The 12,839-nt window shown below is 71.5% G+C and carries 9 protein-coding genes; 3 read left to right on the top strand and 6 right to left on the bottom strand.

The genetic code is table 11. From position 1 onward, the window contains the following. Window positions 1-9: 9 nt before the first annotated feature. The 3 genes from ACZ5ON_RS10155 to ACZ5ON_RS10145 form a co-directional block, all read right to left on the bottom strand. Window positions 10-1,008: an XRE family transcriptional regulator gene (locus ACZ5ON_RS10155; RefSeq protein ID WP_465588436.1), complete on the bottom strand. Its 999-nt coding sequence runs from the start codon at window positions 1,006-1,008 to the stop codon at window positions 10-12. 189 nt (window positions 1,009-1,197) lie between these two features. Next, the gene (locus ACZ5ON_RS10150) at window positions 1,198-3,363 is read right to left on the bottom strand and encodes a S53 family peptidase (protein ID WP_465588433.1); all 2,166 of its coding nucleotides are present in this window, start codon (window positions 3,361-3,363) and stop codon (window positions 1,198-1,200) included. Between the two features lie 568 nt (window positions 3,364-3,931). Continuing rightward, on the bottom strand, window positions 3,932-5,413 hold the full coding sequence (locus tag ACZ5ON_RS10145; RefSeq protein WP_465588430.1) for an FAD-dependent oxidoreductase: 1,482 nt from the start codon (window positions 5,411-5,413) through the stop codon (window positions 3,932-3,934). Window positions 5,414-5,523: 110 nt separating this feature from the next. On the opposite strand from ACZ5ON_RS10145, the gene ACZ5ON_RS10140 reads away from it, so the two are divergent. Then, window positions 5,524-6,783, top strand: a complete 1,260-nt coding sequence (locus ACZ5ON_RS10140) for a bifunctional glycosyltransferase family 2/GtrA family protein (protein ID WP_465588426.1) — start codon at window positions 5,524-5,526, stop codon at window positions 6,781-6,783. A 164-nt stretch (window positions 6,784-6,947) separates the two neighbouring features. On the opposite strand, the gene paaN is transcribed toward ACZ5ON_RS10140, so the two are convergent. Both paaN and ACZ5ON_RS10130 read right to left on the bottom strand, forming a co-directional pair. Beyond that, window positions 6,948-8,648: a phenylacetic acid degradation protein PaaN gene (paaN, locus tag ACZ5ON_RS10135; protein WP_465588423.1), complete on the bottom strand. Its 1,701-nt coding sequence runs from the start codon at window positions 8,646-8,648 to the stop codon at window positions 6,948-6,950. A 144-nt stretch (window positions 8,649-8,792) separates the two neighbouring features. Next, window positions 8,793-10,085, bottom strand: a complete 1,293-nt coding sequence (locus ACZ5ON_RS10130; RefSeq protein ID WP_465588418.1) for a hypothetical protein — start codon at window positions 10,083-10,085, stop codon at window positions 8,793-8,795. 274 nt (window positions 10,086-10,359) lie between these two features. Between ACZ5ON_RS10130 and ACZ5ON_RS10125 the strand changes: the two genes are divergently transcribed. After that, entirely contained in the window at window positions 10,360-10,950 is a 591-nt protein-coding gene (locus ACZ5ON_RS10125; protein ID WP_465588415.1) for a TetR/AcrR family transcriptional regulator, read from the top strand. Window positions 10,951-10,996: 46 nt separating this feature from the next. Here ACZ5ON_RS10125 and ACZ5ON_RS10120 read toward each other — a convergent pair whose 3' ends face one another. Beyond that, window positions 10,997-11,443, bottom strand: coding sequence for an Lrp/AsnC family transcriptional regulator (locus tag ACZ5ON_RS10120; protein WP_344638974.1), 447 nt, complete (start codon window positions 11,441-11,443; stop codon window positions 10,997-10,999). A gap of 231 nt (window positions 11,444-11,674) precedes the next feature. Here ACZ5ON_RS10120 and pdhA point away from each other — a divergent pair, with 231 nt between their 5' ends. Beyond that, entirely contained in the window at window positions 11,675-12,817 is a 1,143-nt protein-coding gene (pdhA, locus tag ACZ5ON_RS10115; RefSeq protein ID WP_465588411.1) for a pyruvate dehydrogenase (acetyl-transferring) E1 component subunit alpha, read from the top strand. The last annotated feature ends 22 nt before the right edge of the window (window positions 12,818-12,839 follow it).

The following is a 12,839-nucleotide window of genomic DNA, read 5'->3' as shown; positions in this document are numbered from 1 at the left end:
CCCGGCGGGCTACTCCCACTCCCAGCGGATGCCGAGCTGACCCGGCTCCTGATCCGGTGCCAGGACGTGGACGCTGGCCGAGGCGCCGATCCACAGCTGCCGGCGTACGCGGTCCTCCTCCGCGCCCGGGGCGCGGTCGAAGCGTTCGCAGTGCGCCGGCATCGCGGCCGGGTCGAAGTGCACCTGGAGCACGTACTCGCGCACCGGGACGGCGAACCGCCGGGCGTAGGTGGTGGTCGGGGCGCCGGGCGGGATCTCCACCTCGTACTCGATGACGGTGCTGTCGCCGAGGCCGAGCGGGCGGTCCAGCACCAGTTCGGCCACCAGCAGGCCGCTCTCGGGCCGTCGGCGGACCCGGCCGAGCCGGGCGTGCCGGATCGAGGTGATCTCCGGGCAGCCGGTGGCCTCCTCGTCGGCCTTGTGCACCACCAGGCAGCGGGACACCCCGCCGACCGTGGCCCGGACCACCTGGCGCAGCCGCAGCAGGTAGCCGCGCCGGTGCTGGTCGACGTAGTAGGCGTCGTGGATGCTGAGCCGCTCAAGCTCCCCGATCGGCGGGGCGTCCAGCTCGGCGAAGACCCCGGAGATCTCGTCCTGGCCGGGCCAGACGTCCTCGACCCGCAGGCTGCTGGTGGCGGCGGGGGAGATCCAGCGGCCGCGCGGGCGGGGCGGGCCGAGCAGGTTGGAGAGGGCGGTGTGCGGGAGGCCGAGCAGCTCCTCGAGGAGGTGGACGGCGCGCAGCGAGGTGGCGCGCTCGGGCTGGCTGCGCCCCCGCCGCCAGTAACTGAGCGTCGTCACACTGATTCTGACGCCATGTTGGCTGAGTTCCGTGCGGATCCGGTCGAGGCTGAGGCCGCTGCTCTCGATGGCGGCGTGCAGCGCCTCGGCGAAATTGGCCGCCGCCGACCGTGGTCCGCCAGCCTGCTGGACCGGGGCACGGGCGGGCCCGTCCCGGTGCTCGCCGACCAGCCTGAGCCGTCCGGCGTGCTGCGGTTGCTGTGAGGCCATCCGGACACCTTCCCCACCCGGCGAGTTCGGTGGGAACCCTACGTACGTTCGAGAGGCTATGTCATCCAGTCGTACGTATGACAGTGGTCACGCAAAATAAACCTGATCTTTTCGAATACTGAAACATCCCGGAAACACGGTCGCCGGTACGGGGGGCACCCCGTACCGGCAACCGGCGTTGAATAGGCGTCAGGAGATGTTCAGCGCCGTGTCGTCGATCACGAAGCTGGTCTGCAGCGAGGAGTCCTCGGTGCCGGTGAACTTCAGGGTGACCGTCTGGCCGGCGAAGGCCGACAGGTCGATGGTCTTCTGGACGTAACCCGAGGCCGCGTCGGCGTTGGAGTAGGTCGCCACCGTGGTCGAGTTGGCCTGGACGGTCAGCTTGTCGTACGCGGTGCTGCCGGTCTCGGCGGTGTCGACGTGCAGCCAGAAGCTGAAGGAGGCCTTGCAGCCCGCCGGGATGCTGACGGTCTGCGAGAGGGTGTCGGTGTGGGCGGAGCCGTAACCGTCCAGCCAGGCCTTGTACGAGCCGGAGTGGGCGGCCTCACCGGAGTCGGTGGTGATCACGCCGCTGGAGGCGGTCCAGCCGGTGTTGCCGCTCTCGAAACCCTGGTTGGCGAGCAGCTGGCTCGTGGTGCAGCCACCGGACGGCGGCGGGGTCGTGCCGCTGCCACCGCCGAGCAGGGCGTTGCTCAGCTGGTCGGCGACCGGGGTGCCCCAGCCGGTGACCTGGTCGTAGCCGGCCTTGGCCGGGAAGTCCTGGTTCGAGCCGGTGCTGACGTCGTGGAAGGCCGAGCCGTAGCTGCTGCTGTTGGCGACCGAGTACAGCTTCGGGCTGGCCTCGCCGAGCACGGCCTGGCCGGCGGCCTTCGCCTTCTGGTTGAACAGCGCCGCGTAGCCGGACCACAGCGGGGCCGCGGCGGAGGTGCCGCCGTAGACCTGCCAGCCGGCCGAGCTGGTGCCCTGGGTGTAGATGGCGAAGCCGCTGTTGGGGTCGGCGTTGGAGGACACGTCCGGGACGGTGCGCATGGTGCCGGTCACGTTGGTGCCGGTCTGCCAGCTGGGCTTCGAGAACTGGGTGGAGACGCCGCCGCCGGCGGTGCTCCAGGCGCTCTCGGAGGAGTAGGTGTTGCCGCTCACCTTGAGGTTGGTGCCGCCGACACCGGTGTTGTGCGGGCTGGAGGCCGGGAAGTCGACGGCCTTGACGGAGGAGCCGCTGGTGGAGCGGGTGCAGTCGCGCGAGCCGTCGTCACCGGAGGCGGAGAAGATGCTGATGCCCTGGGCGGCGGCCTGCTTGAAGGTGTTGTCGATGGCGGTCATCGACGAGGCGGTGGTGTCCGGCTCGCAGGAGCCCCACGAGATGGAGATGACCGAGGCCTTGTTGTCCGAGACGATCTTGGCGGCCATGTCGATCTCGCCCTGGTCGCTGTTGGGGGCCTCGTAGACCAGCTGCTGGGCCTTGGGGGCGACACCGCGGACGATCTCGGAGTCCAGCTCGACCTCGCCCTGGCCCTCGCCCGGCTTGCTGTCGTAGCTGGCGCCGTCCACCGAGACGGTCTGCACGGCCGGGCCGGTCAGGCCGAACTGGCCGTCGTAGGTCGTCAGGTTGGAGGACGAGTAGCCGTCGAACTCCCACAGCGCCACCGTGGTGCCGGTGCCGTCGGTGCCCATCTTGTTCAGGTTGTAGGCGCCGTTGTACTGGGCCGGGCCGAAGCCGCTCGGGGTGGCGTGCGGGGCCGCGTTCTGCGGCTTCGCGATCCGGGTGGTGCGCACGGTCTTGTTGTTCAGACCGGAGACGCCCTGGACGACGCCGGACAGCGAGGCCGGGATGGAGGCGGCGTCGTCGTTGGCGAAGAAGGTCTTGTTCTCCAGCTTGTCGACGTAACGGCTCTCGTGCGTGCCGAAGGCCTTGGCGATCTGCTCGTTGGTGCCGCTGGCGTTCACCACCTGGCGGTTGGCGCTGACCGAGGTGACCTTCAGGCCCTGCTCCTCCAGGTAGGAGCGCACCTGCGCGACATCGGCCTGGGTCGGGCCGAAACGGGCGGTGAACTGGGCCGGGGTCAGGTACTTGCCGAACTGCGGCGACTTCGGGTTGCTCAGCGCCGCCAGGAAGGCGTCCAGCTCGGCGGTGTTGCGCAGCTTGAGGCTGACGGCCACCGAGATCTGCTGGGCGGCGGGGACATCGCCCTGCTTCTGCGAGTGCGCCACCGCGGGGGTCACGGTGTTGGGCAGTGCCACCCGGGCGGCCGAGACGTTGGCCTGCGGGGCGGCGTACGCGGCGGTCGCGCACAGGGGGGCCGCGGTCAGCGGCAGAACGGCCAGTGCCGAGGCAAGGGCGAGCGAGCGGGGTCGCACGGGCTCCTCCGGAAAGTGGGGGGTTGTTCCGGTCCAGAAAACGTTGGGTCAGAACTTCCCAGAAAACTCTCAGGATTGGGCCCATGATCAAGTAATTGGTTGCTAAAAAACAGTCAAGTGTGGAGCTTCAATTATCCACAGAACAACGAAACCTCCATACAGTGAATGGGGCGGCAAGGGGCCCGAGTTGGACCCGGAGCACGATCGGCCCCCGTTGTCTGCGCCCGTGCCGGCCGGCGGAACGCTTCCGCTCGATCCGCTCAACACCCGTCGCCACGGCCCGGGTTGCCGGGAGGGATCACGCCGGGTGCCCGAGTCGGCTCTCCTCGGCCGGCCTCGTCCGCGTGTGGCGCGACGCCGAGCTCGACCCACCCGAGGAGGTGTTCGGCCACGGCAGGCCGGCGGGCCGGACGGGTGCGCGCAGCGCTCGACCCGCTGCGCCCCCGCTCCGGCGACCGCCGCCGGTGCTCGACGGCCGGCCGTGGAAACCGGGCCAGAACGGCCCGGTGCCATGAGATGGTCAACAGCCACTGATGTCCGGCAAATTGTCCGGAATTCTTCGGAATTCTCAGCCCGTCGGAGTTCCGAGCCACTGGGAGAGCGCCGCGCGCAGCTCGCCGCGGCTCGGGTCGATCCCGGCCCAGGCCGCGTAGCCGTCCGGGCGGACCAGCAGGACGGTGTCCCGCAGCTTGCCGTGCGGGTCGGCCGGCGCGGCGGTGACCACCCGGCTCGCCCAGGGTTCGGCCACCGACAGTTCGTCATTGCTGATCAGGACGGACCGGCCGGCCCGCAGCGCCTCGTGCAGGCGGGCGGGGCCGCCGGGTTGGTCCACCGCCAGGCGCAGGTCGGGGATCCGGCGGCCCACCAGGTGGTGCGAGCCCTTGGGTGCGGGGTACTTGATCCCGATTCCGGAGATCTGCCGGGCGCCGAGCTCGGCCAGCGGGCCGATGCGCCCGGCGCCGGCCGCCAGGGCGGTGCGCAGCGCGCGGGTCGGGGCGGAGTGCGCCAGCGCGAGCCGGACGATGGCGCCCGAATTGCGCAGCGCCATCCGGCCGACGGGGTGGCGCTCGGTCTGGTAGGTGTCCAGCAGGGCGTCGGGCGCCCAGCCCCGGACGGCGGCGGCCAGCTTCCAGCTCAGGTTGGCGGCGTCCTGCAGGCCGGTGTTCATACCCAGGCCGCCGGCCGGGGAGTGGCAGTGCGCGGCGTCGCCGGCCAGGAAGAACCGGCCGGAGCGGTAGTTGGGCACCTGGCGCTCGTCGCTGTGGAAGCGGGACATCCACCGGGCCTCGTACAGGCCGTAGTCCACGCCGAGGACGGTGCGGGTGATGTCGGCGATCTCGGCGAGCGAGACCGGGGCGCTCTCGGGGCGCTGCCGGCTGCGGTCCCAGGCGATCACCCGGTACCAGCCGTCACCGAACGGGACGAGGAAGGCGAAGCCCTGGGCGGTCGCGTAGAAGGTGAGCACCTCCTCGGGCTCCCGCCTGAGCCGGACGTCGGCCAGCAGTACCGAGCTGATCACCGACTCCCCAGGGAACGGGATGCCGAGCAGGTCGCGGACGGTGCTGCGGACGCCGTCGGCGCCGACCGCGTACTTCGCGGTGTGCGTGACGCTCTCGCCCTCGGTGCGCACGTCCAGGGCGACGCCGCGGCTGTCCTGGCGCAGCGCGATCAGTTCGGCGCCCCGGACGATGGTCGCGCCGGCCTTCGACGCCCGCTCCGCGAGCAGGCGTTCGGTGCTGGACTGCGGGGTGATCAGGATGAACGGGAAGCGGGTCGGCAGCTTCCTGGTGTCCAGCGCGATACGGCCGAACAGCCGCAGCGAGTCGATCACCTGGCCGGTGGCGATCAGTTCGTCGGCCAGGCCGCGATCGTCGAACAGTTCCAGGGTGCGGGCATGGACGCCGAAAGCGCGGGTGAGGTTGGACTCGGCCGCGCGCTTCTCCAGCACCGTCACCCGCAGCCCCGCCGTTGCCAGATCGCCGGCCAGCAGGAGCCCGGTGGGCCCCGCGCCGACGATCACGACATCCGAGGTCTGCTGCTTGTCGGACATCTGCCATCTCCTGGTGGTCGGACCGGCGTTGCGTGCCGGCGAGCCGGTTCTCAGCTCGCTCTCAGCCTTCCATCATCGCTGCCCCAGATCGGGCTGTGAATCTCACCGACATGACAGAGCCCGCGCTCGCCGACCCGACCCAGTCCGTGCGCCGGGGGATGCCCGCGGCCGATCCGCTGCCCTCGGGCGCGGTGGACGCGGTCACCCGTACCCGGCTGGTCGAGGTGGTCGTCCCGGTCTACAACGAGGAGCACACCCTGGAGCGGTGTGTCCGCCGGCTGCACGCCTACCTCGGTGAGACCTTCCCCTACCCGTACCGGATCACCATCGCCGACAACGCCAGTGTCGACGGCACCTGGCGGGTGGCGACCGTGCTGGCCGAGGAGATCGAGCAGGTCGAGGCGGTGCACCTCGACCTCAAGGGGCGCGGGCGGGCGCTTCGGCAGGTCTGGGGCGCGAGCGGCGCGGAGGTGGTCGCGTACATGGACGTGGACCTCTCGACGGGTCTGGAGGCCTTCCTGCCGCTGGTCGCGCCGCTGCTGTCGGGCCACAGCGACCTGGCGATCGGCAGTCGGCTGCACCGGGGTTCGGCGGTGGTGCGCGGGCCGAAGCGGGAGTTCATCTCGCGCAGCTACAACGTGCTGCTGCGGGCCACCATGGCGGCGAGGTTCTCGGACGCGCAGTGCGGGTTCAAGGCGGCGCGGACGGAGGTGGTCAAGCAGCTGCTGGTCGAGGTGGAGGACGACGCCTGGTTCTTCGACACCGAACTGCTGCTGCTGGCCGAGCGCTCCGGGCTGCGGATCCACGAGGTGCCGGTGGACTGGGTGGACGACCCGGACAGCCGGGTGGACATCGTCCGTACGGTGATCGACGACCTCAAGGGCATGGCCCGGGTCACCCGGCGCTCGCTGGCCGGCGCCGGACGGATCGAGAACCTGCCGACCCGGGTGCGGGTGGCGCAGCTACCGCCGGGCCTGTCCTGGCAGTTGGCGAGCTTCGCGGTGGTGGGCGCGGTGTGCACGGCCTCGTACGTGCTGCTGTACCTGCTGTTGCGGCAGGTGGCGCCGGCGCTGGTCGCCAACGCGGCGGCGCAGGTGCTGACGGCGGTGCTCAACACGGCGGCCAACCGGCGGTTCACCTTCGGGGTGACCGGGCGGCGCGGTGCGGTACGGGCCCAGGCGGAAGGCGGGATCGCGTTCGCGATCGGGCTGGTGCTGAGCAGTGCGGCGATCGGGCTGCAGGGGGTGGCGTGGCCGTCGGCCCGGCAGGGTGGGGAGTTGGCGGTGCTGGTGGCGGCCAACGCGGTGGCCACGGTGGTGCGCTTCCTGCTGATGCGGGTGTGGGTGTTCAACCCGAAGCGGAACCGCTGACGCCGGGTCGGCGGCCGGGGCCGACCGAGGTGTGGGCGCGATCCTCGGGCGGGCGGGTGATGCCCTCGGGGCGCGGGGAGCCGCGCGACCAGCCCGCCACGGACGTGCATGGTCACTCGCGCGGTTCCCCGCGCCCCTGAACCGTCTTCTGCCCTGACCCGCGGTCAGCTGTGGCGGCGGATCTCGACGGTGCGGAAGCGGTTGGCGACGAACGCGCCGTCGCAGTAGGCGGAGTTGGCGGCCGGGTTGGCGCCGGTGCCGTGCAGGTCGGAGAAGGCGGCGGTCTGGTTCGGGTACACACCGCCGGTGAGGTTGAGGGAGAGCGAGACACCGGAGTCGAGGGCGGCCTCGACCAGGGCGGCCTCGACGGTTGCGTCGACCGTCCAGCCGGTGGCGGTCATCGCGCCCTGCTCGGCGGTGGTGCGGCGGAGCATCTCGACCGCGGCCTCGGCGGACTCCACCGCGACCGCGAAGGAGACCGGCCCGAAGCACTCGCTGAGGAAGGTGGCCCGGTCGTCCGGCTTGTCGGCGTCCACCTTGACCAGGGCGGGCGTCCTGATGGTCGCGCCCGGGAACTCCTGCGAGACCACCACCCGCGGGGTGAGCGCGAGTTCGCCGAACTCGCCGCCCGCCGCCTGCACCGTGCGCTGGAGCACGCCCGGGTTGACCACGGCGCCGAGGATCGCGGCGGCCCGGGCGTCGTCGCCCAGCAGGCCGTCGATCGCGGCGGCCAGGTCGGTGACCATCTCGTCGTAGGACTTGCTTCCCTCGTCGGTGCCGATGCCGGTGCGCGGGATCAGGATGTTCTGTGGGGTGGTGCACATCTGGCCGCTGTAGAGCGCGAGCGCGAAGGCCAGATTGGCCAGCATGCCGCGGTAGTTGTCGGTCGACTCGACCACCGCCGTGTTGACGCCGGCCTTCTCGGTGTAGACCTGGGCCTGCTTGGCGTTGGCCTCCAGCCAGTCGCCGAAGGAGGTCGAGCCGGTGTAGTCGATGACCTTCACCTCGGGTCGCACGGCCAGCACCTGGGCCACGGTCGACCCCTCGTGCTCGGCCGCCAGGCAGACCGTGTTGGGGTCGAACCCGGCCTCGGCGAGCACCTCGCGGGCCACCCGTACGGTGAGCGCGAGCGGCAGGGTGGCGCGCGGGTGCGGCTTGACCAGCACCGGGTTGCCGGTGGCCAGCGAGGCGAACAGGCCCGGGTAGCCGTTCCAGGTCGGGAAGGTGTTGCAGCCGATCAGCAGCGCGAGCCCGCGCGGCACCACGGTGAACTCCTTGACCATGGTCAGCGGGTCGCGCTTGCCCTGCGGCTTGGTCCAGTCGGCGCGCTCGGGCAGCCTGGTCTGCTCGGCGAAGGCGTACGCCACGGCTTCGAGGCCCCGGTCCTGGGCGTGCGGGCCGCCGGCCTGGAAGGCCATGCCGTAGGCCTGGCCGGTGGTGTGCATCACCGCGTGGCCGAACTCGTGCGAGCGCTTGTTGATCCGGTCCAGGATCTCCAGGCAGACCGCCGCGCGGGCGGCCGGGCTCGCCGCCGCCCAGGCCGGGCGGGCGGCCTGCAGGGCGCCGATCAGCGCGTCGGGCGTGGCGTGCGGGTAGCTGATGCCCAGCTCGATGCCGTACGGCGAGGTCTCGCCACCGACCAGCTCGCCGTCGGTGGGATGGCCGTCGAGGGCGAAGACGCCGCCGAGCAGAGCCTCGAACGCGGCCTTGCCGTCCGCCGCTCCGCTCTCGCCGTACGCCTTCGCGAACTCGGGGTAGGGGGACCAGTAGTCGCGGCTGCGGATCGCCGCGAGGGCTCGGTCGAGGGTGTCCTGGTGGCGTTCGATCAGTTCGGCGACCGAGAGGGCAGGGGTCGCAGCGGCCATGGTGCGCTCCTCCAAGGGGCGGACGGGACACCCCTCAGAGTAACCGAACGATCGGTCGGGGCACAGGGGTAGCCGCGAGGCGCGCGAGGACGGATGTCGTGGGCGCGGAGGGATTGGCTCCGCGCCCCTGGGCCCTGCCGCGGTCTACGGGATGCCGAGTTCGAAGACGACATAGCCCGCGAACCAGCCGGAGGCGACGGCGCCCACGCCGAGGACGGTGGCCAGGGAGGGTAGCGAGAGGCGGCGCAGGGCGAGGGCGATCGGGATGGTGAGCGGGAAGACGGGGACCACGAAGCGGGAGAGGGTGCCGAACATCTGCTGGCTGCCGAGGACCAGCACCAGGGTGCCCAGGGTGTAGACGGTGATCACCAGCGGCGGGCGCAGCCGCAGCAGCGGGACCAGCAGGCAGGGCAGTGCGAACAGCACCAGGACGGCGATCAGGTCCTCGGTCGGGTACGCGAAGAGGTAGTTGTTGTCACCGGTGAGGACGTGGGTGACCGCGTCGGAGGTGTACTTGCCGAAGTCGAAGAAGTGCAGCCAGGCGCCGCGCTGCAGGGTGAGGTAGCCGTCCCAGTGGCCCATCCGGTAGCCGACCCAGCCGATGTAGCCGAAGAAGCTCAGCGGGGGCAGCAGGATCGCGGCCAGCGGAGCGAGCACCCCGTCCCGGCGGCGGAACAGGGCGACGGCGGCGGAGAGCGCGACGCCCGCGATCAGGGTCATCGAGGTGGGCCGGCTCAGGCCGGCGATGAAGGTGATCAACGCCGCGTTCAGCCACTGCCGGCTGATCACGAAGTAGCAGGACCAGGCGGTCAGTGCGACGAACAGCGACTCGGTGTAGACCGCCCACTCCACGCCCGCGCCCGGGAAGGCGCCCCAGACCGCGGCCGCGATCACGCCGGCCCGGGCCCCGGCCAGCTGCCTGGTGACCGCGAAGATCCCGGCGGCGGCGGCGAAGGAGGACACGATCGAGACCAGCATTCCGGCGCCGTACAGGCCGATACCGGTGCAGTCCGAGACCAGGCGCATCAGGCCCGGATAGAGCGGGAAGAAGGCTGCGGAATTCTGTTGGACGGTGAAGAATCCGCCGTGGTCGGCTATCAGCTCCGGGTGGTAACCGAATTGTGCGACCTGCTGGTACCACCAGCCGTCCCAGCTGCCCACGACATCCCACGGGTGCGCGCCGCCGCCGAATCTGGGGTCCAGCTGGTGGAACCGCCCGGAGGAATCCAGTAGCAGCATGAAGACCGAGAAGCCGATCAGCTTCACCGCCCCGAACAGCGCCAGGGCGGGGCCGAACGCGGCCGCGCCCCGGCGCAGGTGCTCGCGGAACGTCCCGGTGCCGGGGAAGGGCGGGGGCGCGGAGGAGGACGGTGGCACCGGGGGCTCGCCGGGGAGCGGACGGCGGTCCGCTGCCACCGTCTCCTGTATCGCGCTCACTGCGGGGCCCCTCCACCGGTCGCCGTCACCACCCCGCCGGGATCGTCGGCGGTGAACGGCGAGTCTATCCGGCCGCCTTGGAAACCCCGGGGCTCTCGGCCCCGGGTGGGGGCGGTGCGGGAATTCGCTTTCGCGGAGTTTTGGCCGATTTCCGGGCTGGAATCCCGTATTAGCCGGAAAAGGTGCGGAAATCATCGGTGGGAGCTGTCGAGGCCATGCGGATCTTTCGACCCCAGGCTGACGCGCTCCCGGGGCGGCGAGGATACTCGTTCCCATGGCCGAGAACACCACCCGCACCACGTACACCGTCGAGTCACTGCTGGCCGTGACCGTCGAGGTCTTCAACGAGCGCGGGTACGACGGGACGTCCATGGAGGACCTCTCGAAGGCCGCCGGTATCTCCAAGTCCTCGATCTACCACCATGTGCGCGGCAAGGAGGAGCTGCTGCGCCTCGCCGTCGGCCGGGCGCTGGACGGCCTGTTCGCCATCCTCGACGAGCCCGCCGCCCGGAGCGGCCGGCCGGTGGACCGGTTGGAGCACGTGGTGCGGCGGACGGCCGAGGTGCTGCTGGAGGAGCTGCCGTACGTCACGCTGCTGCTCCGGGTGCGGGGCAACACGCCGACCGAACTGTGGGCGCTGGAGCGGCGACGGGAGTTCGACCACCAGGTCGCCGAGCTGCTCAGGGCCGCGGTCGCCGAGGGCGAGCTGCGTTCGGACGTGGAGCCCCGGCTGGCCACCCGGCTGCTCTTCGGCATGATCAACTCGATCGTGGAGTGGTACCGGCCCGGCGTCCGGGCGCAGGACGGGATCGCCGAGGCGGTGGTGCACCTCGCCTTCGACGGGCTGCGTGCACCGACCGCGTAACCAGGGCCCGTCCCAGCCGCCCGGGGCCGGCCGGACGGGATCCCGGCTAGTCCGGCGGGACCTGGTCGGTCTCCTCGAAGACCAGCAGGGTCTGGGTCGCCAGCACCTGGGAGATGCTCTGGATCCTGGTCAGGACCAGCTCGCGCAGTGCGCGGTTGTCGGCGGTGTGCACCAGCAGCAGGACGTCGAACTCGCCGCCTACCAGCGCGATGTGCGCCACCCCGGGGAGCCCCAGCAGCTGCTCGCGCACCGTCCGCCAGGAGTTCTGCACGATCTTGAGGGTGATGTAGGCCGAGGCGCCCTGGCCGGCCCGCTCGTGGTCCACCCGGGCGGTGAAGCCGCGGATCACCCCGTCCTCGACCATCCTGGATATCCGGGCGTACGCGTTCGCCCGGGACACGTGCACCCGTTCGGCGACCGAGCGGATCGAGGCCCGTCCGTCCTGCTGGAGCAGGCGGAGGATCGAACGGTCGACTCGGTCGAGCCTGGACATCTGTTCAGCGGACACGGCCCCCCGCTCTCTCGGAATGGACATGGTGGCACCAGGAGAGCGCCGTTCGAGCCGATTGTCCACCACCTTGGCTCAGCTGTGGCCAGAATGACCAGACAACCGAACAATCGGTAGGGAGCGATGAGCCCCGGCGGCCTGCCGCGCCGCCCCTCGCTCACCACGGCATCACCCCCGCCCCTGTCGCACCCCCTCCCACCCATCGGAGGTGCCGAGATGACCGTTCTCGACCACAGATTTTCAGCCTCCGTCCCGGGGTGGCTCCCCGGCGCGACCGCCCCCCGCACCGACCCGGCACCGCTGCTGCCCGACCCGTCCCCCGTGCGGGTCCTCGGCACCCCGTTGCTGGAGAAGACCGACCCGGCGCTGCTGCGCGAGCTGTACCGGCGGCTGGTCGTCGGCCGCCGCTACAACCAGCAGGCCACCACCCTGACCAAGCAGGGCCGGCTCGCCGTCTACCCCGCCTCCACCGGCCAGGAGGCCTGCCAGGTCGCCGCCGCACTGGCGCTGCACGAGCAGGACTGGCTCTTCCCCAGCTACCGGGACACCCTCGCCGTGGTGGCCCGGGGCGTGGACCCGCTGGAGGCGCTCACCCTGCTGCGCGGCTCCGCCCACACCGGCTACGACCCGCGCGCCACCCGGACCGCGCCGCTCTGCACCCCGCTGGGCACCCAGGCGCCGCACGCCGTCGGGCTGGCCCACGCGGCCCACCTGCGCGGCGAGCGCGCGGTGGCGCTGGCCATGCTCGGCGACGGCGGTACCAGCGAGGGCGACTTCCACGAGGCGCTGAACTTCGCCGCCGTACTGCACGCCCCGGTGGTCTTCCTGGTGCAGAACAACGGGTACGCGATCTCCGTCCCGCTCAGCCAGCAGTCCGCCGCGCCCAGCCTGGCCCACAAGGCCGTCGGCTACGGCATGCCGGGCCGGCTGGTGGACGGCAACGACGCGCCCGCCGTGCACGCGGTGCTCAGCGAGGCCGTGGAGCGGGCCCGCTCCGGCGGCGGCCCGACCCTGGTCGAGGCGCTCACCTACCGGATCGAGGCGCACACCAACGCCGACGACGCCACCCGCTACCGGCAGGAGGAGGAGGTCGCCGCCTGGCGCGAGCACGACCCGATCCTCCTGATGGAACGTCACATGCGCGCCGCCGGGCTGCTGGAGGACCAACTGGTGCAGGAGGCCGCGGACGAGGCCGAGGCGCTGGCCGCCCGGATGCGCGCCGAGTTCCATTCCGACGCCGAACTGGACCCGATGTCCCTGTTCGCCCATGTCTATGCCGAACCCACGCCGCAACTGCGAGAGCAGGCGGCCCAGTTGGCGGCCGAGCTGGCCGCGGAGGCCGAGGTGCAGGGCCGATGAGCACGTCCCACCCGTCGCCCGC

The sequence above is a fragment of the Kitasatospora sp. NPDC032150 genome (genome assembly GCF_055579945.1).
This window is presented reverse-complemented; position numbering and strand designations above follow the sequence as displayed.

Coding starts and splice junctions, on each gene's coding strand:
- ACZ5ON_RS10155 (WP_465588436.1), bottom strand. CDS start 1,008: ATGGCCTCACAGCAACCGCAGCACGCCGGACGGCTCAGGCTGGTCGGC.
- ACZ5ON_RS10145 (WP_465588430.1), bottom strand. CDS start 5,413: ATGTCCGACAAGCAGCAGACCTCGGATGTCGTGATCGTCGGCGCGGGG.
- ACZ5ON_RS10140 (WP_465588426.1), top strand. CDS start 5,524: ATGACAGAGCCCGCGCTCGCCGACCCGACCCAGTCCGTGCGCCGGGGG.
- paaN (WP_465588423.1), bottom strand. CDS start 8,648: ATGGCCGCTGCGACCCCTGCCCTCTCGGTCGCCGAACTGATCGAACGC.
- ACZ5ON_RS10125 (WP_465588415.1), top strand. CDS start 10,360: ATGGCCGAGAACACCACCCGCACCACGTACACCGTCGAGTCACTGCTG.
- ACZ5ON_RS10120 (WP_344638974.1), bottom strand. CDS start 11,443: ATGTCCAGGCTCGACCGAGTCGACCGTTCGATCCTCCGCCTGCTCCAG.
- pdhA (WP_465588411.1), top strand. CDS start 11,675: ATGACCGTTCTCGACCACAGATTTTCAGCCTCCGTCCCGGGGTGGCTC.